Annotated in this window: 22 protein-coding genes and 1 tRNA gene; 12 read left to right on the plus strand and 11 right to left on the minus strand. The window is 63.9% G+C overall.

Annotation, left to right across the window (positions count from 1 at the left end):
- Positions 1-27: 27 nt before the first annotated feature.
- Positions 28-504: a peptidylprolyl isomerase gene (locus WJU21_RS01070; protein ID WP_346321528.1), complete on the plus strand. Its 477-nt coding sequence runs from the start codon at positions 28-30 to the stop codon at positions 502-504.
- Here WJU21_RS01070 and WJU21_RS01075 read toward each other — a convergent pair.
- Positions 501-1,109 (minus strand): DUF2239 family protein, encoded by a 609-nt coding sequence (locus tag WJU21_RS01075; protein ID WP_346321529.1) that lies wholly within the window; start codon positions 1,107-1,109, stop codon positions 501-503. The two genes, WJU21_RS01070 and WJU21_RS01075, sit on opposite strands and share 4 nt — an antisense overlap.
- A gap of 124 nt (positions 1,110-1,233) precedes the next feature.
- Between WJU21_RS01075 and queA the strand changes: the two genes are divergently transcribed.
- A complete protein-coding gene (queA, locus tag WJU21_RS01080) occupies positions 1,234-2,289 on the plus strand; it encodes a tRNA preQ1(34) S-adenosylmethionine ribosyltransferase-isomerase QueA (RefSeq protein ID WP_346321530.1) in 1,056 nt (351 codons plus the stop codon).
- A gap of 49 nt (positions 2,290-2,338) precedes the next feature.
- Here queA and WJU21_RS01085 read toward each other — a convergent pair whose 3' ends face one another.
- Positions 2,339-3,277 (minus strand): TIGR03619 family F420-dependent LLM class oxidoreductase, encoded by a 939-nt coding sequence (locus tag WJU21_RS01085; protein ID WP_346321531.1) that lies wholly within the window; start codon positions 3,275-3,277, stop codon positions 2,339-2,341.
- Between the two features lie 84 nt (positions 3,278-3,361).
- Between WJU21_RS01085 and WJU21_RS01090 the strand changes: the two genes are divergently transcribed.
- The 5 genes from WJU21_RS01090 to WJU21_RS01110 all read left to right on the plus strand — a co-directional run bounded on the left by WJU21_RS01090 (position 3,362) and on the right by WJU21_RS01110 (position 8,662).
- On the plus strand, positions 3,362-4,093 hold the full coding sequence (locus tag WJU21_RS01090) for an SDR family oxidoreductase (protein WP_346321532.1): 732 nt from the start codon (positions 3,362-3,364) through the stop codon (positions 4,091-4,093).
- Between the two features lie 38 nt (positions 4,094-4,131).
- Entirely contained in the window at positions 4,132-5,274 is a 1,143-nt protein-coding gene (gene tgt / locus WJU21_RS01095) for a tRNA guanosine(34) transglycosylase Tgt (RefSeq protein WP_346321533.1), read from the plus strand.
- 247 nt (positions 5,275-5,521) lie between these two features.
- On the plus strand, positions 5,522-7,057 hold the full coding sequence (locus WJU21_RS01100) for a class I adenylate-forming enzyme family protein (protein WP_346321534.1): 1,536 nt from the start codon (positions 5,522-5,524) through the stop codon (positions 7,055-7,057).
- Positions 7,058-7,092: 35 nt separating this feature from the next.
- Positions 7,093-7,914, plus strand: coding sequence for an SDR family oxidoreductase (locus WJU21_RS01105; protein ID WP_346321535.1), 822 nt, complete (start codon positions 7,093-7,095; stop codon positions 7,912-7,914).
- A gap of 16 nt (positions 7,915-7,930) precedes the next feature.
- On the plus strand, positions 7,931-8,662 hold the full coding sequence (locus WJU21_RS01110; RefSeq protein ID WP_346321536.1) for an MBL fold metallo-hydrolase: 732 nt from the start codon (positions 7,931-7,933) through the stop codon (positions 8,660-8,662).
- A gap of 25 nt (positions 8,663-8,687) precedes the next feature.
- Here the strand turns inward: WJU21_RS01110 and WJU21_RS01115 are convergent, their stop codons facing one another.
- The 5 genes from WJU21_RS01115 to WJU21_RS01135 all read right to left on the minus strand — a co-directional run bounded on the left by WJU21_RS01115 (position 8,688) and on the right by WJU21_RS01135 (position 16,107).
- Complete coding sequence (locus tag WJU21_RS01115; RefSeq protein WP_346321537.1) at positions 8,688-10,523, minus strand: hypothetical protein; 1,836 nt, start codon at positions 10,521-10,523, stop codon at positions 8,688-8,690.
- Between the two features lie 154 nt (positions 10,524-10,677).
- Positions 10,678-12,585 carry an EAL domain-containing protein gene (locus WJU21_RS01120; RefSeq protein ID WP_346321538.1) on the minus strand — a complete coding sequence of 636 codons (1,908 nt, stop codon included), beginning with the start codon at positions 12,583-12,585 and terminating at the stop codon, positions 10,678-10,680.
- A gap of 179 nt (positions 12,586-12,764) precedes the next feature.
- The gene (locus WJU21_RS01125; protein ID WP_346321539.1) at positions 12,765-13,778 is read right to left on the minus strand and encodes an LLM class flavin-dependent oxidoreductase; all 1,014 of its coding nucleotides are present in this window, start codon (positions 13,776-13,778) and stop codon (positions 12,765-12,767) included.
- Positions 13,779-13,873: 95 nt separating this feature from the next.
- Entirely contained in the window at positions 13,874-15,139 is a 1,266-nt protein-coding gene (locus WJU21_RS01130) for a hypothetical protein (RefSeq protein ID WP_346321540.1), read from the minus strand.
- Between the two features lie 140 nt (positions 15,140-15,279).
- Positions 15,280-16,107, minus strand: coding sequence for a type 1 glutamine amidotransferase (locus WJU21_RS01135; protein ID WP_346321541.1), 828 nt, complete (start codon positions 16,105-16,107; stop codon positions 15,280-15,282).
- Positions 16,108-16,176: 69 nt separating this feature from the next.
- On the opposite strand from WJU21_RS01135, the gene WJU21_RS01140 reads away from it, so the two are divergent.
- On the plus strand, positions 16,177-18,051 hold the full coding sequence (locus tag WJU21_RS01140; RefSeq protein ID WP_346321542.1) for an ABC transporter ATP-binding protein: 1,875 nt from the start codon (positions 16,177-16,179) through the stop codon (positions 18,049-18,051).
- A gap of 160 nt (positions 18,052-18,211) precedes the next feature.
- On the opposite strand, the gene WJU21_RS01145 is transcribed toward WJU21_RS01140, so the two are convergent.
- Both WJU21_RS01145 and WJU21_RS01150 read right to left on the minus strand, forming a co-directional pair.
- Positions 18,212-18,751 (minus strand): hemerythrin domain-containing protein, encoded by a 540-nt coding sequence (locus WJU21_RS01145; RefSeq protein WP_346321543.1) that lies wholly within the window; start codon positions 18,749-18,751, stop codon positions 18,212-18,214.
- A 145-nt stretch (positions 18,752-18,896) separates the two neighbouring features.
- Positions 18,897-19,841: an alpha/beta hydrolase gene (locus tag WJU21_RS01150; RefSeq protein WP_346321544.1), complete on the minus strand. Its 945-nt coding sequence runs from the start codon at positions 19,839-19,841 to the stop codon at positions 18,897-18,899.
- 120 nt (positions 19,842-19,961) lie between these two features.
- Here WJU21_RS01150 and WJU21_RS01155 point away from each other — a divergent pair, with 120 nt between their 5' ends.
- On the plus strand, positions 19,962-21,869 hold the full coding sequence (locus tag WJU21_RS01155) for a PQQ-binding-like beta-propeller repeat protein (protein ID WP_346321545.1): 1,908 nt from the start codon (positions 19,962-19,964) through the stop codon (positions 21,867-21,869).
- 9 nt (positions 21,870-21,878) lie between these two features.
- On the opposite strand, the gene WJU21_RS01160 is transcribed toward WJU21_RS01155, so the two are convergent.
- The gene (locus WJU21_RS01160) at positions 21,879-22,127 is read right to left on the minus strand and encodes a hypothetical protein (RefSeq protein WP_346321546.1); all 249 of its coding nucleotides are present in this window, start codon (positions 22,125-22,127) and stop codon (positions 21,879-21,881) included.
- Positions 22,128-22,469: 342 nt separating this feature from the next.
- Here WJU21_RS01160 and WJU21_RS01165 point away from each other — a divergent pair, with 342 nt between their 5' ends.
- Complete coding sequence (locus tag WJU21_RS01165; protein WP_346321547.1) at positions 22,470-22,652, plus strand: hypothetical protein; 183 nt, start codon at positions 22,470-22,472, stop codon at positions 22,650-22,652.
- 50 nt (positions 22,653-22,702) lie between these two features.
- Here WJU21_RS01165 and WJU21_RS01170 read toward each other — a convergent pair.
- Positions 22,703-22,778 (minus strand) — tRNA-Lys (locus WJU21_RS01170).
- A 188-nt stretch (positions 22,779-22,966) separates the two neighbouring features.
- Between WJU21_RS01170 and WJU21_RS01175 the strand changes: the two genes are divergently transcribed.
- On the plus strand, positions 22,967-23,755 hold the full coding sequence (locus WJU21_RS01175; RefSeq protein WP_346321548.1) for an SDR family oxidoreductase: 789 nt from the start codon (positions 22,967-22,969) through the stop codon (positions 23,753-23,755).
- Positions 23,756-23,860: 105 nt separating this feature from the next.
- Positions 23,861-24,355 (plus strand): type VI secretion system tube protein Hcp, encoded by a 495-nt coding sequence (locus WJU21_RS01180; protein ID WP_346321549.1) that lies wholly within the window; start codon positions 23,861-23,863, stop codon positions 24,353-24,355.
- Positions 24,356-24,422: the final 67 nt, after the last annotated feature.

Genomic DNA, 24,422 nt, shown 5'->3' on the forward strand with positions numbered 1-24,422 from the left:
CGCGCGCCGCCGAACAGGAGAGAAATCATGGATGCCGAGAATACGCTGTACCTGGACCTCAAGGGTGGCCGCGTCACCATCGAACTGCTGCCCGGCAAGGCGCCAGGTCATGTCACCCGTATCAAGGAACTGGTGCGCCAGGGTTTCTACGACGGACTCAAGTTCCACCGGGTGATCGACGGCTTCATGGCCCAGACCGGTTGCCCGCATGGCACGGGCACCGGTGGCTCGGGCCGCAAGATGAAGGCCGAATTCAACGACATACAGCATGGCCGGGGCACGGTCTCCATGGCCCGCGCGCAGGATCCGAACAGCGGCGACAGCCAGTTCTTCATCTGCCTTGCCAATGCGCCGCATCTCAACGGCCAGTACACGGCCTGGGGCCAGGTGACCGACGGCATGGAACATGTGGACGGCATCAAGAAGGGCGACAGCCGCGCCAATGGCTCGGTCAGCGACCCGGACACCATCCTCAAGGCGACGATCGCCGCCGATACGATCTAGGCGGCACGCTCGTCAAAGGCGTGCGCGGCCAGCATGTAGGCATGATCGCGCACGTCTACGGGCCATCCGCCCGACTGATGCCTGAACTGTTCCAGGTTGCCGGCGAACAGCGCACGGGTTGCTTCCTCGAAGCCGGGCAGGTCGCCAGCCATCACCATCATGAAGCGATAGGCGGCGTCCTGCGCCTGTCGAACCTTGTCCTTGGAATCGGATGAGCGCCGCGCCTCCTCGACAAGGCGGCGCAGTGTCACCGATGCGCCGCCCGGCTGGCTGCCCAGCCAGTCCCAGTGCCGCGGCAACAGCGTAATCTCGCGGGATACGACGCCCAGTTTCGGCCGTCCCGGCCGGCGCAGCGGCGCTTCGGGAGTCGACGCAGCTTCCCCGGCCAGGTCGCGGGCCGCGACGCTGCGCAGCACATCGTCCCGGTTGCCGCGAAAGTCGATCTCGATGATGCGGCTGGTGCTGTCGTCGAAAATCAGCGCCTGTGCCTCATTGTCGGCCTCCAGCGCCTCCTTGACCGCCAGGGCAACCCAGGTCAAGTCGCCAGTGGCGATGCGAGCAGTGCCGATGAACGCGGTGCAGGTATGTCGTTCCGTGGTTCGCAAAATCAAACTCCCGATGCCTCCGGGTGAATTACCCGGGTATAAAGATGCTGTCAATATCATCCGGGTAAAATAGGGAAAGAATGTCCTTCACTTCCGGCAGCCATTCCGGCATTCACGGTGCGCCATGAAAGTCTCCGACTTCGATTTCAATCTCCCTGAAGACCGTATCGCCCTGCGTCCGGCCAGGCCGCGTGATGCGGCGCGCATGCTGGTGATTAGCGAGGATGAGTTGCTGGACGCCGGCGTGGCCGACCTGCCCGGCCTGCTGTGCGCCGGGGACGTCATGGTGTTCAACGATACAAGAGTGATCCCCGCGCGCCTCTACGGCATTCGCCGGGCCGATGGCACGCGCGGCGAGGCGCGGATCGAATTGCTGCTGCACAAGCGCGTCGATGAGCAGGAGTGGCAGGCTTTCGCGCGCCCCGGCAAGCGGTTGCGGCCGGGTGACGACATCCATATGGGCGATCTGGTCGGGACGGTCATGATGAAGGGTGACGGCGGCGAGTTGCTCGTGCGGTTCGACCGATCGGGCCGCGATCTCGATCTTGCCATCCTGGAGACCGGAGAAATGCCGCTGCCGCCCTATATTGCGGGCAAGCGCGCGACCGACGAAGGCGACCTCGCCGACTATCAGACCATGTTCGCGGCGCGTGACGGCGCCGTGGCCGCGCCCACCGCCAGCCTGCATTTCACTGAAGGGCTGATGGGCCGCCTGGCCGAAGCCGGCATCGGCCATGTGACCCTGACCCTGCATGTCGGCGCTGGCACGTTCCTGCCGGTAAAGGCCGAGGACACGCGTGACCATCGGATGCATGCGGAATGGGGCGAGATCACGCCGGAAACCGCCAGGCATCTGAACGATGTCCGGCGTAACGGCGGCAGGATCGTCGCCGTCGGCACCACGTCGCTGCGTCTGCTGGAAAGCGCCGCGGACGAAAGCGGGACCATCCAGCCATTCGCGGACGAGACCGACATCTTCATCACGCCTGGCTACCGGTTCCGTGCGGTCGACGTACTGATGACCAATTTCCATCTGCCCAGGAGTACGCTGTTCATGCTGGTCAGCGCGTTCGCAGGACTGGAGGTGATGAAGGGCGCGTACAGGCACGCCATCGATGCCGGGTACCGGTTCTATTCCTATGGCGACGCCAGCCTGATCTTTCCCGCACAGGAACGCTGAATACAGCAAAGTTTGGCAATTAGTTAGGACAAGTTCCTAACGTAAAATATCATTCACCATGCGCCACTCTGACCAGTGACGAAAACCCGTCGACCTGCCGGTCCCATTCATCTTCGGTGCCGTCGTCGAGGAAGCGATTACTGTCCATGATGACCTCGTCGACACCGGCGTCCCGCGCTGCGCGGACCTGTTCGGCCATTTCCTCGATCGATCCCATCCAGTAGGCGACAATCCGGTCGCCCAACTGCTTCGGCGCGGTGCGTTTCGAGAACGGTGGAATCGCCCATACCCGCCAGTAGCAGGGCAGGCGGCCACGGCCGAAATCTTCCTGGGAGGCGCGGTTGGCCTCGGCGTAGTCCGCCATGGCGGTCTCGAGATCCTTGCCGGCAGTCTGCCAGCCGTCGCACAGCTCGGCGGTGCGGCGCTGACCCGGCTTCGAACTGAAGCCGCCGATGATCGGGATGGCGGGCTCGCCCGCCGCATTACGCTGGACCGGCTTGGGACTGGTGGCGGATGGCGGAATTTCGAAGAAGTCGCCGCGAAACTCGACGGGGTCGGTCTTCCAGCAGGCACGCAGTGCGTGGATGAACTCGGCGCTGCGCTTGCCGCGGGTATGGAAATCCACATCGCTCTGCCGGTACTCCTCCTTGCTCAGGCCAAGGCCGATGCCCAGGATGGCGCGGCCTTCCGACAATACGTCCAGGGTGGCCGCCTGCTTGGCCAGCATGATCGGCCGGTGATAGCCCAACGTGATCACCGACGTGCCGAGGCGGATCTTGCTGGTCACCGCCGCCGCGAAAGACAGCAGTTCCATGGGTGCAAGGTCCTGCCCGGGTGCGTCGGGGCGCGGCTGATGTTGCGGATTGAAAAGACGTTCGTGAACCCAGAGACTGTCGAAGCCGGCGGCCTCGGCGTCCATGGCGAAACGCTTGATGACCCTGGGCGTGGCGGCGAGGCCGAGTTGTGGCAGAGCGAGTCCGATACGCATGAGTGTTTTCGATTGTCCCCGGTTTTTGGTCGTCTACATTGCAGCGCAACTGTAACTCATACGACACGGAAAGCGGGAAGGATCATGTTCAGAAACGCCCTCGACTTCACCGGCAAGACGGTGCTCATAACCGGTGGCTCCAGCGGCATCGGCAACGGTATCGCCCGAAGTTTCCGTGATTGCGGCGCGTCGGTGGTGATCACCGGCACGCGTGCCTCGGCCGCCGACTATGACGATACCGATTGCGCGGACATGCGCTTCTTTCAGCTCGACGTGGGCGACGACAAGGCCGTCGACGCCTTCGACCCGGGCATCGACCGGCTCGACGTTCTGGTGAATTCGGCGGGAACGGTGGCCTACCGGCGGCAGGAATACGAGATGGAAACTTTCCGCAAGGTGATGGACGTGAACATCATGGGCATGATGCACATGTGCACCAGGTTCCATCCCATGCTGGTCGAGACCAAGGGGTCGATCATCAACGTCACCTCCGTCGCCAGCTTCCGGTCGACGCCGGGCAATCCGGCCTACAGCGCCTCGAAGGGCGGCGGCTTGACCTTGACCCGCACTCTCGCCAATGCCTGGGGCCGGGCGGGCGTCCGCGTCAACGCCATCCTGCCAGGCTTGGTCGACACCAAACTGACCAAGGTAACCCGCGATAATCCTGAGCTTTACGAAGCCTCCATCAAGCGCACCCCGCTGCGCCGCTGGGGCACGCCCGAGGAGATGGGCGGCATCGCCCTGTTCCTCGCCAGCCCGCTGTCGGCATTCGTGACCGGCGAGGGGATCGTGGCTGACGGCGGCGCGAATGTCTGATAGGCCGTGCCGGCAATAGCCACGGACACGACGCGCGCATGACAGACAGCTTTTCCTTCGCACTCCACGCCACCGACGGCCAGGCGCGGCGCGGTACCTTGCATACCGTGCGCGGCGACGTGCAGACTCCGGCGTTCATGCCTGTGGGCACCGCCGCCACCGTGAAGGCCATGCTGCCGGAAAGCGTCGCTGCCACTGGCGCGCAGATCATCCTGGGCAATACCTATCACCTGATGCTGCGGCCCGGCGCCGAACGGATTGCAGCACTGGGCGGCCTGCACCGGTTCATGAACTGGGCGGGGCCGATCCTGACTGATTCCGGCGGGTTTCAGGTCATGTCGCTCTCCAAGCTGCGCAAGATCGACGAGGAGGGGGTCACCTTCCAGTCGCATATCGACGGCACGGCGTTCAGCCTGTCACCCGAGCGCAGCATGGAAATCCAGCGATTGCTGGGCGCCAACGTCGTCATGGCATTCGACGAGTGCACCAAGTACCCGGTCGAGAAGCACGAGGCCGAAAGATCCATGCAATTGTCCATGCGCTGGGCGCGGCGCTCGCGCAATGCGTTCGATGCCGGCGGCGCCCACGCGGCCCAGAACGCGTTGTTCGGCATTGTGCAGGGCGGCGTGCACGAAGACCTGCGCACGGAATCGGTGAGCGCCCTGAAGGACATCGGGTTTGAAGGCTATGCCGTTGGCGGCCTGGCGGTGGGCGAGGGACAGGAGATGATGTTCAACGTCCTCGACTTCACCGCGCCGCTGTTGCCGCAGGACCGTCCACGCTACCTGATGGGCGTCGGCAAGCCGTCTGACCTGGTGGGCGCGGTGCAGCGGGGCATCGACATGTTCGATTGCGTGCTGCCGACGCGCTCGGGCCGCAACGGCCAGGCGTTCACCCGGCGCGGGACGGTCAACATCAACAACGCCCGTCATCTGGATGACCCGCGCCCGCTCGATGAAGCCTGTGCATGTCCGGCCTGCCAGCACTACAGCCGCGCCTATCTGGCCCATCTGGTGCGCGCCGGTGAAATCCTCGGGGCCATGCTGATGACCTGGCACAATCTGCAATATTATCAGGACCTGATGGCCGGCATGCGCGCAGCGATCGCTGTGGGCGGACTCGGCACCTTCGCGACGGATTTCCATGCCATGCAGCAAGCGGGCGACATCGATCCTTTGTAAGGCGGGCGGCCCCGGCAGAGCAGCAGGAGCCGATCCGGCAGCAGGTGTCCCGAACCCGGTTCGGCACGCCGGGCCTTTGCCATCTGCTACAACCTGGATGCTGGTTCCACGGTTCGGTTGCGCGGTGCCGTGCGGCTGAACTATGAATCAAGCAGCGACCCGGTGGAACGGCTACAGGTCTGAGGCGGCCTCCACGTGATCGTGCCTTTAACGCGGCGGCGCATAGCCATTACGAGGAACAACCGACATGGCGTCTGCCTGGACGAATATCACGGACGCGATCTTCGACCATGCCAGGGCGAAGCCCACGGCAGTCGCGCTTGTCGAGGGTCCTACGGCGCTGACATTCCTTGCCTTCGCCGACCTCATCGCGCGGACCAGCGTGTGGCTGACGCAGCAGAAGATCAAATCCGGTGACCATGTGGGTGTGCGCATGACCAACAGCGCCGACCACCTGATCCTGTCCCTGGCGCTGTTGCGCATCGGCGCCGTCAAGTTCGAATTATCGCCCAACCACACGCCGAAGCAGCTTGAGGCGATTACCCGCAAGTTTTCGTTCTCGACGCTGTTCGTCGAGCCGCCCATGAAAACCTATCGGGGTGCGCGCGCCATTCCGATCGACATCAACTGGCGCGCTGAAATCCAGCAATGCGACGGCGACGTGCGCCATGACGACACGTCCGGAGATCCATGGTTCGCCAATCTCACGTCGGGCAGCACCGGGGAAAGCAAGGGCGTCGTCATCCATCACAGCCAGATGATCGCCCGCTACCGTGAATATCTGGCGGGCTACGGCAACACCGGGATACTGTCCGAGAAGGATCCGCCGACGGTCCTGATGGTCGGCAGCATGTCATTTGCCGGGTTTCACGCCTTCCTGCTCTACCAGATTCTGTCTGGAGCCAAGGTCGTGGTGTTGCCGGAATTCTCGCGCTTCTACGATATCGTGCGCAACTTCAGCTACTACGACGATGCGGTGGCCATGATCATGCCGGACCTGTGTTCGGTTTTTCTGTCCTGCGTGCAGAAGGGCGCCTTGTTGTTCCCCAGGATCCGGGCGCTTGTCAGTGGCGGACAGCCGCTGGCGCCGGAAAGCAAAAGGGCCATGTTGACCGGTGTCACGGCGCACTATCACGAACTCTACGGGACCTCGTCGGCGGGTTGGGTTTCTGTCCTGCACCCCGAAGACATGGCACGGCGATCAGAGAGTGTCGGACGTCCGGTACCCGGCATGGAAGTCGAGATCGTCGATGGCGAAGGCAATCCACTGCCGGCCAATACCGTGGGCCGGCTTCGCCTGAGGAGCGCCACGACGTCCTATAATTATGTAGTTCCCGAGGAGACGGGCGAGGAAGGCTACCGGGACGGCTGGTTCTATCCGGGCGACCTGGCCATGTTCGACAGCAGCCGGTTTCTGCACCTGAAAGGCCGTGTCGGCGATATCATCACCCGCAACGGCGTCGAAATTTACCCGGCGGAAGTCGAAGCCTTGCTGCGTGTGCATGCCTCGGTCAGCGAGGTCGTCGTGGTCGGCCTGCCGACGCGTCAGGGCGGCCGCGAAGTGGTCGCCCTTGTCGTCGCCAAGGGCGAACCCCAGCACGAAGATCTGGTGCAGCACTGCAAGACCAGTTTGCCGGCCGAAAAGCGGCCCGGCGCCCTGGCATATACGGATGCGCTGCCGCGAACGGCCAACGGCAAGATCGACAGGGGCAAGGTTGCCGAACAGGCGCTGCGGGCGATCAGGCGGACCCAATCGCGGGCCCGCACAGCCGGACGCGCCTGAGTAGGAAACGCTGCCGAGCACAGGAGACGAGCCTCATGACCGCCAGGATAGTGATGACAGGCGGTGCCACCGGCATCGGCGCAGCCTGTGCGGCACGAATGGCCGCCAGAGAGGCCGATATCACGATACTCGACGTTGCCGAACCTGTTCACGGCATCGGCCGGTTCATCCCGTGCGATCTGTCCGATCCGGCTGCACTGGACAAGGTTCCGGACAAGCTGCCGGGGCCTTGGGACGCGCTGGTCAATGTGGCGGGTATTCCCGGCCCCACGCCTGCAGACCAGGTTGTCGCGGTCAATTTTCTGGGTATGCGCCATCTCACCGAACGGATGCTGCCCCGCATCCGGGCAGGCGGCAGCGTGACAACAATTGCCTCGACGGCCGGACGTGACTGGATGAGGCGCGCGGCCGCGGTGAACGGCCTGCTCGACACGCCGGATTTCGCCGCCGGCATGGCGTGGTGCCGGGACAATACGGGTCTTTGGGACCGGGACCCTTACACCTTTTCCAAGCAATGCGCCGTGGCCTGGACCTATCGCGGCGCCGGGCTGGCTCTCCCGTACGGCGTGCGCGTGAACAGCGTCAGTCCGGGGTCGACCCTGACCCGGCTGACCGGGAATTTCACCGAACAGATCGGCGCAGCGCAGGTCGCCTGGCTGGACGCGCAGGTCGGCCGGGCCGCGGCACCCGACGACATCGCCAGGATCATCGATTTCGTGGCATTGGGCGATTGTGGCTGGCTCAACGGGGTCGATATCGTTGTCGACGGCGGCTTGACGGCGGGCATGATCGGTGGCTGGATCGACATGGCACAATCGCCCGCCGCCATTGCCCGCGCGGCCATGAAGCGGGACTGATCCACGGGAGAGCGCCGTGCAGACCCATGTCACCGAAATCGCCGACCGCATCTACCGGTTTTCCACGTTCGTCCCCGAAGTGGCGGCGCCCGCCGGCTTCACCTTCAACCAGTTTCTGATCGATGCCGACCAGCCGTTGCTGTTCCATTGCGGCCATCGCCGCATGTTTCCGCTGATCGCCGATGCGCTTGCCCGCGTGATGCCGGTGGAGAGGCTGCGCTGGGTTGGCTTTGGCCATATCGAGGCTGACGAATGCGGCGCCATGAACGACTGGCTGGACGCCGCGCCGCAGGCCGAGGTGGCGCACGGCATGACCGCTTCCATGGTCTCGCTCGAGGACATGGCCGACAGGCCGCCGAAAGCGTTGGCGGACGGCACCGTTCTCGATCTGGGCGGCAGACGGGTCCGCTACATCGACACGCCGCACGTGCCGCATGGCTGGGAGGCAGGCGTGATGTACGAGGAAGTGACAGGCACGCTGCTGTGCGGCGACCTGTTCACCCATGTGGGTGATGTGGCGCCGCTGGTCTCCGCCGATATTGTCGGCCCGGCGGCCCAGGCCGAAGAAGTGTTCCTCGCCTCGGCGCTGACGCCGTCGACGGCCCCCACGATCCGGTCTCTGGCAGCACTCCGGCCAAAGACCCTGGCGCTCATGCATGGCTCGTCTTTCAACGGCGATTGCGCTGCGGCGCTTGAAGGCCTGGCCGACTTCTACCAGGACAGATTGCGCGCCACGCTCGGCGCCTGAGCACCAGGCGCCGGGCGCGCGAGTCCTATTGCCGCCAGAACGCGATGAACTTGTGGTTCTGCTGGGCGCCGTCATAGCCCGAGACGGCCCGCGTCGGCAGGTTTGCGCTGTTGAATTCAGCCTGATACTGGGCCGCACTCATGCCATGCCGGTCCTTCCGGGCGCCTGGAACCTGCGCGAACACCACCGTGTAGGTGGGCTTGCCATTGTCCATGTAGGCGTTGACGTAGGAGGGCTTGCGGTTCTCGCTGGACTGGGCGTTGTAGAGCGCCTGATAGCCGCCTTCCGGAATTTTCGACTTCACCACCCAGCTGCCGATTTTCTCCGAGCGCCACAGCACCGTGTAGCGTTCCTGGCCGGCAGACGAAACGACCGAGATATTGACCGGATTGAGGCCTTTTCCCTTGGCCTCGTCCATGACGGCCATGTGCTGATCATAGGTCAGGCCGTGCCGCGCCATATACTTTCCCGGCTTGTTCCTGACGAATATCACCGAATAGCGCGTCTGTCCGCCCACCAGGGAACTGTCGATCATGACCGGAAAGAACTTCTCGTTCTCGGCCTTGGTGAACTGGGCCTGATATGCGGCGGGCGCCAGCAGGAAGAAAGCGCGCCATTCCCCCTTGGCCGGCCGCCAGACATGGTTGAGGTATGCCTTGCCGCCGACACTGTAGGCGTCGAGCCACTCCAGCCAATAGCCAGAATCCGCCATATGATCGAACCAGCGCTGGAAATCGGCAGCAGCGTAGCCATGACGGGAATTCTCGGCCACGAGCTTCTCGGGCGGCCAGAACAGCACGGGCCCGTCGGGAATGCGGCTGCCGGCAAAACGCGTCCACTTGTCGATATCGGCTTTCTTGCCGTCCATGACCGGCGTCGACAGTCCGCGGCGGAACTTGAACTGGACCGGATTGCCGTCCGGGTCCTGCTGGTGCACGTGCAGATGCGGCGCGCTGGAATTACCGCTGTTGCCAGTCAGGTAAAGCTTGTCTCCGGCGCGGATCCGGGCCTGCTGGGCGGCGGGCACATCCGCTTCGTCGTCGGCTTCGGTCTTGGAATAGAGCGCCTGGCTGTGAGGACACAGACTGGAGGGAATCGTCCCGGTCTGGGCATGGGCGTAGAGCACCAAATTGCCGTTGTCCTGCAGCACCAGCAGATGATTGCCGGCGCCCGACATCATCTTGTCCCGCCATTTCTGGTGCAGCCAGTCGCGATCCTCGAATGGCTCGTCGAAGTCGTCGCCGAGAGATGAACTGTACGGACGCGGGTTCTGCGGCGCGTTCCGCCAGCAGCGGATCACGGTGCCGTCGGCCATGGCATAGACCGGCTTGCCCCACACATAATAGTCGCTGTTCTTGATTTTCTTCCAGTCCGTGCCGTCCTTGACCTCGGACCACTGGTCGCTGCCAGGCTTCTTGCGCATGGCGCCGACGTCATAGCCCCACTTCTGGGTGCCGGATGAGGAATGGATTTTCTTGCCCACATAGTAGCGTTCGCCAGGCCCCAGATCGTCGCCGAAATAGGGCAGGTCGAACATCGGCTGCTGGACAGTCTTCATGGTGGCGATGCCCGGTTTGAGTTTCTGCAACGCACCCCGCGATATTTGATAGGGCGAGTCGTCCTCGGCCTTGATGGTCGCGGCTGGTCGCCCGGATTGCCGCATGGTCTCACCGCGGACGGGCTGTCCGATGATTTCGCCACGGCCGGGTTGCCGTACGGCGTCGCTGCGGTTGGGCTGGGCCTGCAACCGGTCGGCTGGAACGGCCTGGCGTCTGGCAGGGGCGTCCTCTTGCTGGGACGCGGCCTCGAAGGCGAACAAGGCGAATGCAGATGCGAGCAGGACGAGGGCTGCGCGATTCATTGGCTGTCTCCCACCCATGGCGCAAATGGCGCCACGGAACATGCCGGATGAAGGAAGGCCGTCCGTCCCCCGACGGACAACCGTCAGCCTCGCTGCACGACATTACGCCTCCCGCATGGCTTGCGCAATCATGACGGAATGTGAATCGGAGCCGCTAGACGCGGGATTCCAGATCGGCCAGCGCAACATAGCCCAAATTGTCGGCCGCCTGCTTGGCGTCCTTTTTCAGCGACGTCATCAACTGGACAAGTTCTTCCGTCGTGCGGATACCGCGCTCGGCCGGAATGCGCACGACCGCCGCACTGACCCGCATCAGCGGGAACGAGCGTGCTTTGCCGCTGCGGTCCTCGCCCATGATCGATCCGGCTGCCCGGTCTTCCGGGCCATACAGACTGCTGACCTCATGGGCGAATTCAGCCTGGGCCTGGGCGACGGAGACCAGAACGGCCTCCGGTGCGGTGGTGCGGAACCCGGCGAAGAAATCATCGCCACCGATATGGCCAAGAAACGAGGCGTCTCGGAGCGTCCGCCGCATGATTTCCGAGAACATCAGGATCGCCCGATCGCCATTGCGAAAGCCGAAACGGTCGTTGAAAGGCTTGAAATAGTCGAAATCGAAATACGCGAAGACGTATTGCTCGTCGATGTCCATCAACGCCTCGGAAATGAACTCCTCGATGAGCGTGTTGCCGGCCATGCGCGTCAACGGGTTCTGGTCTCGCGCCTGGGCGAGGTTCTTTTCGGTCAGGATACCCAGGAGCGACTGGGCATCGAGCGTCCCCACATAATGCATGTTCTCGGTGACGATGGCGCACTGGGCCGGATTGTCGACCGAGAACACCTCGAGGATCTTCTCGGCCCGGCTGTTGATGTCGACGACCGGGCAATTGCTGACGATCTGGCCCAGCGTCACCGCGAAACTCCGGTTCGACAGCAGGTCGCGGCCGAACCGGGAATAGACGTAATATTTGACGTCAGTCTCGCGCACTACACCCAGCGGAACGCCCATGGCATCAACCACGGGAAAATAGGCGAATCGCGGCCGATCGGAAAACTTCTGCAGGACCGTCAGCATGGGCGTACCGATCGAGATCGCCTCGATCGTTTCCATGTTGTCCTTGATGAAATGATAATCCGAGGTGCGGCGCCGGCGTTCGCGCGCGCTGAGTGTCGTGATGTCCTCATAATGTATGCGTAGCGCGTCCACATCCGACGTGGGCCGTTGCACCAGGTAGCCCTGGACCAGATCGCAGCCCAGTTCCTTGCAGACGAGGAATTCCCGCTCGGTCTCGACCCCTTCCGCGATGACCGAGATGCCGAGCAGGCGAGCTATGTCGACAATGTGGGACAGCAGGAAGCGCTTGCGATTGTCTTTCTGGATACCTTCGATGAAATAGCGGTCCACCTTGATGTAGTCGGGCTCGACCCGGTACAGGAGCTGCAAGCCGGAATATCCCACGCCGAAGTCATCGATGGCGATGTTCAGGCCCTCTCCCTTGATGCGCTCCAGCGATTGCAGCATCTCCTGGTCCTGTCGGACCGGCAGCCGCTCTGAAATCTCGAAGACGATGCCGGAGCGGGACAGGCCGAGCGTTTCCAGAATCAGGTCCAGGGGTTTGCCGGGCAATGGCAGACGGTCGATCACCCGGTTGTCGACATTGAGGAACAGCTTCACCCGGTCGGCGTGTGGCAGCTGCGAGAACTTGATGATCGCCTTCTCGTGCAGCGCCGCTTCCATTTCGGACAGGATGCCGGCGGCGTAACAGGCGTCGAAGAAGTCCTGTACCGTCTCGAAACCATAGCGATCGGCGTTGCGTAACAGTGCCTCATATCCGAAACAGACGCCGGAATGGCTGTTCACGATGGGTTGGAACGCATGATCCAGCCCGACCAGCATGGCCTCGAAGCTGGCCGGGAAATTGTGGGCGCGACCGACAATCACGGTGGGCGATTCTCGCCCCGCCAACCGGGATGTCCGGGTGCGGCGGGCAACCCAGCCGGGATGTACGCGATCGAATCCCGGCTCCTCTGGCTCGGCGCCGTACAGGCTGATATCCGTCACCGCGATTAACTCCCAAGCAGGCGGAGCGGGCCTGTGGCAGGCCTGGACGTTCTTAATGGCGGAACCGTCGGTGAGGGGTCAATGGAAATGAGGTCAGTTCATAAATTCTTAACAAACTGTTCCAGTGCCTGTTGCCGAATACCGGCGCCAGGGTGCGTTTTATTTCCAATTGTATTTAGTCAGGGCGCTTTTTCCTGAACCGGGGCGATCAACCCGGTGGCTTCTGCGGCAATCGCATAAGAGCGTTTGCGCAGGTCGTGGTCGTAGATCTGCGAGGCGATCATCACCTCGTCGGCGCCGGTCTTGCCGACGAAATCCTCCAGCGTGCTGCGCACCGTCTCGGGGGAGCCAATCGCCGAGCGGTCGAGGGTCTGCTCCAGCAGGTAGAGTTCGGACGGGCCGAGCATATCCTGGAAATTCTCGATCGGCGGCTGCAGCCGGACCGAGCGGCCGGTGCGGATGGCGATGAACGCCTGCTGCATGGAACTGGCCAGCAGTCGCGCCTCGGCGTCGGTCGGCGCGGCGAACACGTTGTAGCCCAGCATCAGGTAGGATTTTTCCAGGAACTCGGACGGTTTGAACTTGCTCCGGTAGATATCGATGGCCTGCATCATCTGCGCAGGCGCGAAGTGCGAGGCGAAGGCGAAGGGCAGGCCGAGCGCCGCCGCCAGCGACGCGCCGAACAGGCTGGAGCCCAGTATCCACACCGGCACATGGGTGCCTTCGCCGGGGATGGCGCGGACATATTGATTGGGTTCCGGCTCGCGGAAATAGTTGATCAGTTCCATCACGTCGCGCGGAAACTCGTCGGCATCCGAATCCAGATGCCGGCGCAGGGCGCGCGCGGTCATCTGGTCGGTACCCGGCGCGCGGCCCAGCCCCAGCTCGACCCGGCCCGGATAGAGTGAGGCAAGGGTGCCGAACTGCTCGGCGATCACCAGCGGTGCGTGGTTCGGCAGCATGATTCCGCCGGCGCCGACCCTGATCGTCGAGGTGCCGGCCGCGACGTGCGAGATGACGATCGACGTGGCCGCGCTCGCCACGCCGGGCATGCCGTGATGCTCGGCCAGCCAGAACCGCTCGTAGCCGAGCCGCTCCACATGCTGGGCAAGGTCGCGCGAGTTGCGGAACGCGTCGGCCGGCGTCGCGCCTTCGACGACGGGGCAGAGATCGAGAACGGAATATTTGGTCATGGGTCCCATATAGGCGGTGGAGCGGTCGCGCCAAACCCTAAGGCAGGCGCGGCCGGTTGGATACCGCTTTGGACCCGCTGATTAAAATCAGCGGCTCAGCTAAATTCCAGGCTGATCGAATCCGCACGCATCAGCGCGCCGTCGCCCAGTTCGCTGCGACGCGCGTCCTTGAACGCGTCGAAATCGCCCGCCACGACCTGCCAGGTCAGGAAATGGTCGACGCCGTTGATGACCTGCGGGATCGGGCTGAAACCCAGCGGGATCATGGCGAAGGGACCCTTGGTCTCCTTCCACAGGTGGCGGTCGATGAAGTCCAGCCAGTCGTTGAACTTGTCCTCGCGCACCAGGTCGACGAAGGCGACGCAGCTTTCGTTCTGGGCGCCGACCTTGCGGATCATCTCGGTGGGGAACAGGCCGCCGGTCCAACGGCAGTTGATCTCGGTGACCATCACCTCGTCGCCGGCGATGAAATAGTCGATGCCGCAATTGATGCCTTCCGGGCACACGAAGCCCTGGGCGCGGGCATAGGCGCCCACGTTCAGCAGGACCTCCCTGTGGGCGTCAGTCAGGATCACGTCGGGGCCGATCAGGTTGCCGACCCAGACGCCGTCGGCGAACATGATCTTGCGCACGTTGGCGATGACGATCTCGTCCGGCGTCACCCGCAAATCGACGGTCATCTCGGTGAAGCGGGTCAGATCCAGCCGCTGCTGCAGGATCAGCTCCATGCTGTCCTCGTATTCGGCGACGTAGTCCTTCGCCTCCTGGATGCTGGTCACGGTCGTGACGTTGCGCGCGCCGGCCAGGCCCAGGATCTTCATCATCACCTTGTTGCCGTGCCTGGCGATGAAGTCGCGCGCCTCGGCTGCATCCAGCGTGCCCTTGGTCAGCACGATGGTCTCGGGCACCGGGATGCCGAAGCCGGGTGCGTTGCGGGCGAAATGGATCTTGGAGTTGACGTTCTGGCTGACCCGGTAGGCTTCGGGATCGTTGTGCAACACGCTGTTGGTGCCGCTGGTCATGTAGAGCGTGATGCTGTCGGTCGGCGGCAGGTTGCGCGCGATCGACGGGTAGAAATCGGTCTTCGGGTGCAACGGCCGGTGCTCGGGCGGCACGGGATCGATGCCCATGCGCTTGAACAATTCGGTGATGGCCGCCAGCCGTTCGGGCCAGGGGGCGACGCCGAACTCCTCGTACATCATGACGTAGTCGGCGGGCTTGCCCAGGCCGATATAGACCACCTGCAGGAAGCCCATGAGGTCGGCGCTCTCGGCCTCGTCCTTGCGCTGTTTCGGGGTCAGCTTGGCCGGGTCGAAATGCAGCGACATATCATCCACCGTGACGGCGTATGCGGTGCTCATGGTCTGGCCAGGAAAGAAAGGGGCTGCGCGCAAGGTTTCGTCTCCCACGTTGTCTTTGGCGGTTCAGCGGAAGCGACTGTATCCCGACAAGATGGTCAGACGTAAGCCCGGTTTTCGACAGCAATGCCGGTTTCAGGATGTCAGCGGCCGCCCAGTGCGTCGACCCGGTCCAGCCAGTTGCCCAGTTCGGCGGTGCGGGTCAGCGGATCGACGACGGGCTTGAGCGCGTCCGGCGCGGCGGATGGGTCTGCGGCGAGCGCGGACAGCGCCTGCATGTCGGCGACAATGGCCGCCGCGCCTTCCTCGCTCAGGGTCCCGGCCTGGACAAGGGCTGGTGCGTTGCCGCCCACCAGCCTGGCCACCTCGTCGCTGTCGAACTCCAGGTGATACTGGACCGCCCAGAACTCACCGCGACCGCGCCGCAGGATCGCGGCCTGGACATCGGAATGGGCGTTGCCGGCCAGCAGGTCGGCGTTTTCCGGCAATTCCCAGACTGTATCGTTGTGCCAGCACAATGCGTCGAACCGGTCGACCTTGCCGCGATACATGGGATGGTTCCGCCCCGCGTCGGTCAGCGTCACGCCGCGCGCCCAGCCGATTTCCGGGCCGTTGGGGTTGGCGACGACCTTGCCGCCGGCGGCGACCGTGGCGAGCTGGATGCCGTAGCAGACGCCGAATTGCGGTACGCCGCGGTCGAAAGCCGTGCGCGCCATCTCGATCTGCGCGTCGATCAGCGGATTGGGCCGGTGAATGGTCAGGTTCGACCCGCTCCAGATGACGCCGTCATACGCCTCGATGGGGCCGGGCATGTCGGGCGACGCCGTATCGAAGGTCAACACCGAGATCTCGGCGTCCGGGCGGTGCAGCCGGACCGCCCGGTCGAACATGTCCCCGGCCTTTGTTCCCCCGGACGCGACGATGCCTGTACGGCCATTGGCGGAATAGATATCGGCGATCAGCAATTTCAAGGGCATGCGCCACCATAACCGTGGCGGCGCCGCTTGGTCCATCCATACCGGCCATGGCATCATCGCGCCATGGCTGAAGCGAAACGATCCGGGCCGGGCGAGGGGACGCCGTCGCAGACCTGGCGGGAGCGGGTCGGCGCGCTGCGCAACCTGCCGCCATTTCTTGCGCTTGTCTGGCGCACCAGCCCGGGGCTGACAACCGCAACCCTGTCCCTGCGGCTGGTCCGCGCGCTGCTGCCGGTGATCGCGCTCTATGTCGCCAAGCTGATCATCGACGAGGTGGTGTTCCTCACGCGGCTTCCCGAGGCAGCGCCCGGCCTGCAGGAATGGCTGGATAGCGGCTTGCTCAGCAGGCTGGGTTGGCTGGTTGCCCTCGAATTCGGCCTGGCGGTCGTGGCTGACCTGCTTGGCCGGCTGGTGGCGTTGCTCGATGGATTGCTATCCGAACGCTTCAGCAACGAGACCAGCATCCGTCTGATGCAGCATGCCGCCACGCTCGATCTGAAGGATTTCGAGGACAGCGAGTTGCAGGACCAGCTGGACCGGGCCCGGCGGCAGGCGGCCGGCCGCATGTCGCTGATGAGCATGATGTTCGCGCAGGCGCAGGATGTGGTGACGGTCGTCAGCTTCGCCGCCGGGTTGATGGTCTATGCGCCCTGGCTGATCCTGTTGCTCCTGGCGGCCCTGGTACCCGCGTTCATCGGCGAGGCCCATTTCAACGCCCAGAGCTATGCGCTGGCCTTCACCCGCACGCCCGAGCGCCGCGAACTCGATTACGTACGCCAGACCGGGGCCAGCGTGGACACCGCCAAGGAAGTGAAGATCTTCGGCCTGAATGCGTTCCTGATCGAGCGCTACCGCAAATTGTCAGGCGACATCTACCAGGCCAACAAGCTGCTCGCGGTCCGGCGGGCAGGCTGGGGCGGTGCGCTTACCGCCGTCGGCACGCTGGGCTATTACGCCGCCTACGCCTACCTGGTCTGGCAAACGCTGGCCGGCCAGTTCAGCATCGGAGATCTGGTGTTTCTTGCCGGATCGTTCCAGCGATTGCGCGGGCTGCTGGAAGGCCTGCTGCTGGGCGTGTCCCAGGTGGCGGGACAGGCGCTGTACCTGGACGACCTGTTCGGCTTCTTCCGGATCGAGCCTGAGATTGCGTCTGCGCCCGGCGCATTGTCATTTCCGAGGCCGATCCTGCAGGGATTCAGTTTCGAGAATGCGGGATTCAGGTATCCGGGAGCGCGCCACTGGGCCGTTCGGCACCTGAGCTTCACCCTGCGACCGGGCGAAGTGCTGGCGCTGGTCGGCGAGAACGGCGCCGGCAAGACCACGCTCGTGAAGCTGCTCGCCCGGCTCTACGATCCGTCCGAAGGGCGGATCCTGCTCGATGGACGCGACCTGCGCGACTACGACCTGGACGACCTGCGCGGCAATATCGGCGTTATCTTTCAGGATTTCATGCGCTATCACCTGAGCGCGGCCGACAACATCGCCATTGGCCGCATCGAGGCGCGCGAGGACCGGGACCGCATCGAGAGGGCCGCGCGCCGCAGCATGGCCGACGACGTGATCCGCCATTTACCCGCCGGTTATGACCAGATTCTTGGCAAGCGGTTCCGCACCGGCATCGATCTGTCGGGTGGGGAATGGCAGAAAATCGCGATCGCCCGGGCCTATATGCGCGACGCCCAGGTGCTGATCCTGGATGAACCGACGGCGGCGCTCGACGCGCGAGCCGAATTCGAGGTGTTCCAGCGCTTCCGCGACCTGAGCGAGCAGCGCACCGCGGTGCTGATCAGCCACCGCTTCTCCAGCGTCCGCATGGCCGACCGGATCCTGGTGATGGCAGACGGCCAGATCGAGGCGGCGGGAACCCATGAGGAATTGCTCACCGCATCAAGCCGCTATGCGGAGCTGTTCGAACTGCAGGCAGCGGGCTATCGCTAGCTATTGGCGGAGGCGCTCGCGGATTGCGCGTACCCTAGGCGCAATATGGACAGGGACGTGAGCCGCTGCCTCCGCGCGCGATCTCGAGCGCGCGGAGGACCACGACAAATGCCGCATCCAGGTTAGGGCCCACGTGTCGGCCCAAGACTGGCATGTGGCGTCACGCGGCAACGCTGACCGGCGCGCCCTGTTTCAGCTCATGGCCGGTAAAGCTGCGGGTTTCAGGCGAGGGCAGGCCGCTGGCCTTGAACTGGCTGGTCAACTCTTCCTTGCGGGCCTGCATCCGCGCGCCCAGGTCGTCAACATCCAGGCCGGCGTCGCGGGCCTGGGCGAACAACCCTTCCGAGCGCTTTTCTTCTTCCTTCACGTGATGCTTGATCATTTCCGAAAGCACGGTGACCTTGGCGTCATAAAAGTCGTCGTCGGGGTTGCCGGCCTCGATCTCGGCGATCAGTACCTTGGCGCCGTCATGCTCCACGTAGGATTCGCCGAGCAGGTCCTCTTCGACCTGACCCTTGCAGGCGGGATAGAATATCTCTTCCTCGATCATGGCGTGAATTGTCAGCTCCATGCAGATCTGCTCGGCGAGCTGACGCTTGCGATCTGTTCCCTTCGCCGCGTCAAACTTGGCGAACAGGTCCTCGACCTTGCGGTGGTCGGCTTTCAGCAGGGCGATGGCGTCAGGCTGGGTCTTCGGCACGTGGTCTCTCCATGTTGGGGTGCGCTCTGCATCCACAACGTCGGCCCCCCGGAAACCGTTCCCCCCAAAATCGATGCGCCGCCACGGCAGATCCAGCCATCTCCTTAACGCTGCCAAGGCCCTCGTCGAGGGGTGTGGAATCCGTTCAGCGCGACAGCACCTGGCGCAGGCAGTCCAGCTGGTGGGCGATGGCGCGGCGGCTCACCGGTGCCTCGGGTGCGACCAGGTCGAAACCATGCGGCGCACCTGGGAAAACGGCAAGGTCGACGCGGATGCCGGCGCCTATCAGACGGTTTGCGTAGGCGACGTCCTCGTCGCGGAACAGGTCCAGGTCGCCGGCCATGATGTAGGCGGATGGCAGCCCGGTGACGTCCTCGGCCCGGGCCGCGGCAGCATAGCATGACGGCTCGCCTTCCGCTTCCACATACATGGACCAGGCGCGCAGCGACACCTCGCGGGTCCAGCAATAGGCGGGCAGGTCCAGGTGGCCGGACGGCGTGTGATGCCGGTCGTCGATCATGGGATAGATCAACATCTGATAGAGCAGGGCGGGTCCGCCCCGGTCGCGGTTCATCAGCGCCGCGCCTGCGGCCACGCCGCCGCCGCCGCTTGGACCGCCGAGAATGATCTTCGCCGGATCGATGCCCATCGGGCCGGCATTGGCCGCGACCCATTCGATCACCGCGCAGGTGTCCAGAACGGCGGCGGGGGAGCGGTGCTCGGGCGCCATCCGGTAATCGACCGAGATCACCTTCATCAGCGGCGTGTAACGGAAAACGAAGGGATCGTCGGCCGTGCCCATCACATAGCCGCCGCCATGCACCCAGATCATCACCGCGTCTGGAAACTCCGCTCTGTCCGGCGTGTAAATGTGAACCGGAACGTCCGGGTTGCCGGCAAGGCCCGGCACGGTCGAGGCTTCCTCGCGGCCATCGAAGCCCGGCAGGATCAGCCGCCACGCCACGAGAAGCTCGGCCCAGCGGGCGCGTGCTGCGGTCATATCCGGCCCGATCATGGCCAGTTGCTCGCCGCGCTCGGGCGTGAAGTTCACGCGAACGTCCGGATCGATCAGGTCCTCGATGGAGGCCATGCCGTTCTCCCCATGTAGCATATTCGCCAAGTGTAGCAGAACCGCCCGCCTTGGCCATGTCCGGGCGTTGCCCTATTATCCCCAGGCGGGCCGACGCCCGCGTGAACGGGGGAGATTCGAGTGTCAGTCATCGCTGCCGGTCGCCTGATGGCGATGCCGCTTCTTTGCCTCATGTTGCTGGCCGGCCCTGGCGCCCAGGCGGCGCCCGAGGCGCCGCGTGCGTTCAGCGATGCCTACCAGGGCGTGAAATACGAGCTGGATGCGGAAACGGCAAAGCGGGGCGGCGACATCTATGCGGCGACCTGCGGCGCCTGTCATGACAAGGGCCTGAACCGCGCGCCGCAAAAAGGCATGTTATCGCTGATGACGCCGGAATCCATCCACCGCGCACTCACCGAGGGCGTCATGCGCGCCCAGGCCACGGGCCTGACCGGGCCGGACAAGGTGGCGGTTGCCGAATTCATCGCCGGCCGGAAGTTCGGCGACACCGATACCGCTGGCCCGCTGATGTGCGCCGCCGGCACGTCGGTATTCGATTTCGGCGAGCCGCCGCCTTACGCGGGCTGGGGTCTGACACCTGCCAGCAGCCACGCGATCAGCACCGAGGACGCCGGCATCGACCGTGTAAACCTGGGAAAGCTGACCCTCAAATGGTCGCTTGCCTTTCCCAACGCCATTCGCGCCCGATCGCAACCGACGCTTGCGGGCGGCGCCATTTTCGTCGGCAGCCATGACGGGACGGTGTTTGCGCTCGACCGCGAGACCGGCTGCACTCGCTGGCAGTTCCACGCCTCTGCCGAAGTGCGCACCGGCATCGTGGTGTCGCCGTGGGAGGCCGGCGACACGACGGCCAGGCCGCTGGTCTATTTTGGTGACCTCATCGGCAATGTTTATGCCGTCGACGCGGTGACCGGCATGCGGATCTGGAAGACCCGCGCCGATCCGCACGCCAGCGCCACCATCACCGCTGCGCCGGTATTGCATGGCGAGGCGCTGTATGTGGCCGTGTCGTCGCTGGAAGAGGGGAGAAGCAGCAATCCGACTTACGAGTGCTGCACCTTCAGGGGATCGCTCATTGCCTACGACGCCCGCACCGGCAAGCGGCAATGGCAGACATTCATGACCGAACAACCCGTCCAGCAGGGCGTCAACGCGGTCGGGGCCAGGCGCTTCGGGCCGTCCGGTGTGGCGCTCTGGAACTCGCCATCGGTCGACGAGAAGCGCGGCCGTCTCTACATCGCCAGCGGCGACAATTATTCGTCGCCGACCACCGATCTGAGCGATGCGATCGTTGCCTTCGACATGAAGAGCGGCCGGATCGTCTGGTCATTTCAGGCGCTGGAGGGCGATGCCTGGAACGGCGCCTGCGACAACATCGACAAGACCAATTGTCCCGAAGAGAACGGGCCGGATTACGACTTCGGCGCGGGCACAGTGCTGGCCACGGCCAGCGACGGCCGCGACTATGTGCTGGCTGGACAGAAGTCAGGCATCCTGTACGCCATCAATCCCGAAACGGGAAAGCTGGTCTGGGAGACCAAGGTCGGACGGGGCGGCGTGGTCGCGGGTATCCATTTCGGTCTCGCGGCCTGGGGCGACACGGTGTTCGTGCCGGTCAGCGACGCGCCAGACGGCCGCACCTATGGCGAAGCGGCCCGTCCGGGCGTCTACGCCCTGGACATCAAGACCGGCAATTACCTGTGGAAGGCGCCGGCGGTGGACATCTGCAACGGCAAGCCGTTCTGCCATCCCGGCTATGGCGGTACCATCACCGCGACGCCCGAGTTGCTGTTCGCCGGTTCCAATGACGGCCACCTGCGCGCCTTCGATACGAAAAGCGGCAAGATCCTTTGGGATTACGACACGGTACGCGACTTCGAGTCGGTCAACGGCGCGCCGGCGCGGGGCGGATCCATGGGGGGCGGCGCCGGGCCGATCATCTGGCGCGGCTCGCTGATCATGAATTCGGGCTATGGATTCGTGGGCGCCATGGGCGGGAATGTGCTCATGGTGTTTACGGTCGACTAGCGGACAGCCTCAGCCCGTTACGCGCAGACCGGCCAGTTTGCGGTCGAGGGCGCTGGCGTCGCGCCTTAGCGGTCCGGACTGGTCGCGCAGCTTGTCACGCATCTGCCGGCGCATGGCCAGTTTGTCCGTGGCCTGCTTCGGCAGCATATCCATGGTGATGACGCCCCGTGCGACCAGGACGTCGATGAGATCCTCGAGAACGCGGATAAAATCCTTGTCCTGCTCATCCATGATCCTGTCGATAATCGGTGTTGACATATTCAGCCCCGCGCTTTGCTGCGTGGATCCGCTCGCCCCCATGAACGTGGAGACCCGCGCAGCGACAATAATGTTGGCATCTTTCGAATATCCATTTCGCACCGCTCAGGCAAGTTAACTGATGTTAAGTTTTGTAACAATCGATTGATAAAAATAGAAATAGTAGGCCGCATCTTCGGCTGGAGATACTCTTCACGACAAATCAGGTCACGATAAACACAGAATTTAAGTAATTATTTTGTTAAAATTTTCGACATATTTAAATTACTGCCGCTGTCCAGGCCCGGAACTGTCGGGGGCGCAGGGGCGTTGGCAAGGCACACCCCAGATTGGAGAGGCGCTATGTTGTATACCGTGGGCTACCGGATCGATGAGACGTCGGAGCATGTGACCATCGAGGCCGAAGATGCGCTTGAAGCCGCCAAATTCGTGAAGTCCGAAAACCCCAAAGCGTCGATCACGTATTCACGCCCCGCAAACTACGACGAGCGCGGCGCGGAAGATGCCGCGGCGTCAGGCCCGTGACCGACACGGCCGCTTGAGACATCTGCCGTCTGGCAGTACCGGGGATTGTTTGGTGAGCCCGTCGGGGTTCGAACCCGAGACCCTCTGATTAAAAGTCAGATGCTCTACCAGCTGAGCTACAGGCTCCCAAAAACGCGCGGACCATACGGTTGGCGCGGGGGGCGGTCAATCCCCGTCTGAACCCCGCATTTCAAATGAGACGGTTCTCAGCGTCCCGGTTGTCTCTGGATGCCGGCTGAACTAGGGTTTTCCTGTGTTCCTGGGGAGCGCGCGTCCGATGGGCGGTCGCGGCGTCACATGCGGAGAACCGGATCATGAAGCAGCTGCAGGACAAGGTCGCCATCGTTACCGGTGCGGGCCGGGGCATCGGCCGGGCCATCGCCATGGCCTATGCGAAGGAAGGCGCCAAGGTCGCCGTGGCGTCGCGCACACCGTCGACGGTCGAGGCTGTCGCCAGGGAGATCAAGGATGCGGGCGGCGAGGCGATCGGCATCGCCTGCGACGTCGGCCAGCGCGACCAGGTATTCGCGGCCGTCGACCAGACCGTGAAGGCATTCGGCACCGTCCACATCCTGGTCAACAACGCCCAGGGCTTCGGCACCGAGAGCGATCCCCAGCCGTCGACCGTGTTCATTGCCATGGAAGACACCAACGAGGACGAGTGGGAATACACCTTCCGCACCGGCGCCACGGCCTCGCTGTGGTTCATGAAGGCGGTGTTCCCGCACATGAAGGCGCAGCAATACGGCAAGATCATCAACTTCGCCTCCAGCTCGGGCCAGATGGGGTTCCCGGGCAACACCTGCTACAACGCCACCAAAGAGGCCATCCGCGCGCTGACGCGGACAGCGGCCAACGAGTGGGGCCAGTACGGCATCACCGTCAACACCATCAACCCCGCGCTCGAGACCCGCGCATTCGACGCCTGGAAGTCCGCCCGGCCTGAATTCGTCGAGGCACTGAAGGAGCGCATCCCCATGCGCCGTCTGGGCGATCCCGATGTGGACGCCGGACCGATCGCCGTGTTCCTTGCGAGTCCGGGCTCGGATTACATGACCGGCTCGACCTTCATGCTGGAAGGCGGCATGCACACGTTACCGTGAGCCGCAGCCGAACCCGATAAATTACCGTCAGCCCTGCTTGCGAAACATCGCGGGCGCGCAATATCCCATCTATCGCCGATTCCGGCGAGTTGGGAGAGATGAACCATGACCATTCGCACTCTGGCGGCGGCCTCGCTGGCTGTGATGCTGCTGTCGACGGGCGCCCATGCGGCCGGATATCTCAAGATTGGAGACATCAAGGGCGAGGCGACCGACAAGGGACAGATCGAAATCCAGTCGTTCTCGTGGGGCGCGAGCAATGCCGCGGCGTCCGGCGCCAGCGGCATGAACGCTGGACGCGTGGCGGCGTCGCCTCCCGCCGGCCCTGGCCGCGTCACGGTCACCACGGCCGGCGCCGCGGCCTGTGCCAAGGGAAAGCATTTCCCGACGGCGGTCCTGACGGCCCGCACCGGCAGCTACACCCTGGAAGACGTCACTGTGTCGGCCTGCGATGTCCACGGTGACCCGCATGTGATGGAAATGAGCTACGGCAAGGCCTCCTACAGCGATCTCTCGATCACTTCCGCGCCGTCCAGCAAGCGGACAATGGCGCCCGCATCGTCGTCGGAGATGTCGACCGGACCTGCCGCGCCGCGCTGACGGCTGTGGTTTCCAACAGGCTCCGGTGCGGACCGGGGCCTGTTCCCCTTACGGCGATGCACAAAGA

The organism is Emcibacter sp. SYSU 3D8 (genome assembly GCF_039655875.1).
Classification (GTDB): domain Bacteria; phylum Pseudomonadota; class Alphaproteobacteria; order SMXS01; family SMXS01; genus RI-34.

What these genes read in the sequence shown, in the direction of transcription:
- WJU21_RS01070 (WP_346321528.1), top strand. Translation starts at nt 28, where the DNA reads ATGGATGCCGAGAATACGCTGTACCTGGACCTCAAGGGTGGCCGCGTC.
- queA (WP_346321530.1), top strand. Translation starts at nt 1,234, where the DNA reads ATGAAAGTCTCCGACTTCGATTTCAATCTCCCTGAAGACCGTATCGCC.
- WJU21_RS01085 (WP_346321531.1), bottom strand. Translation starts at nt 3,277, where the DNA reads ATGCGTATCGGACTCGCTCTGCCACAACTCGGCCTCGCCGCCACGCCC.
- WJU21_RS01090 (WP_346321532.1), top strand. Translation starts at nt 3,362, where the DNA reads ATGTTCAGAAACGCCCTCGACTTCACCGGCAAGACGGTGCTCATAACC.
- tgt (WP_346321533.1), top strand. Translation starts at nt 4,132, where the DNA reads ATGACAGACAGCTTTTCCTTCGCACTCCACGCCACCGACGGCCAGGCG.
- WJU21_RS01100 (WP_346321534.1), top strand. Translation starts at nt 5,522, where the DNA reads ATGGCGTCTGCCTGGACGAATATCACGGACGCGATCTTCGACCATGCC.
- WJU21_RS01105 (WP_346321535.1), top strand. Translation starts at nt 7,093, where the DNA reads ATGACCGCCAGGATAGTGATGACAGGCGGTGCCACCGGCATCGGCGCA.
- WJU21_RS01115 (WP_346321537.1), bottom strand. Translation starts at nt 10,523, where the DNA reads ATGAATCGCGCAGCCCTCGTCCTGCTCGCATCTGCATTCGCCTTGTTC.
- WJU21_RS01125 (WP_346321539.1), bottom strand. Translation starts at nt 13,778, where the DNA reads ATGACCAAATATTCCGTTCTCGATCTCTGCCCCGTCGTCGAAGGCGCG.
- WJU21_RS01130 (WP_346321540.1), bottom strand. Translation starts at nt 15,139, where the DNA reads ATGAGCACCGCATACGCCGTCACGGTGGATGATATGTCGCTGCATTTC.
- WJU21_RS01140 (WP_346321542.1), top strand. Translation starts at nt 16,177, where the DNA reads ATGGCTGAAGCGAAACGATCCGGGCCGGGCGAGGGGACGCCGTCGCAG.
- WJU21_RS01150 (WP_346321544.1), bottom strand. Translation starts at nt 19,841, where the DNA reads ATGGCCTCCATCGAGGACCTGATCGATCCGGACGTTCGCGTGAACTTC.
- WJU21_RS01160 (WP_346321546.1), bottom strand. Translation starts at nt 22,127, where the DNA reads ATGTCAACACCGATTATCGACAGGATCATGGATGAGCAGGACAAGGAT.
- WJU21_RS01165 (WP_346321547.1), top strand. Translation starts at nt 22,470, where the DNA reads ATGTTGTATACCGTGGGCTACCGGATCGATGAGACGTCGGAGCATGTG.
- WJU21_RS01175 (WP_346321548.1), top strand. Translation starts at nt 22,967, where the DNA reads ATGAAGCAGCTGCAGGACAAGGTCGCCATCGTTACCGGTGCGGGCCGG.
- WJU21_RS01180 (WP_346321549.1), top strand. Translation starts at nt 23,861, where the DNA reads ATGACCATTCGCACTCTGGCGGCGGCCTCGCTGGCTGTGATGCTGCTG.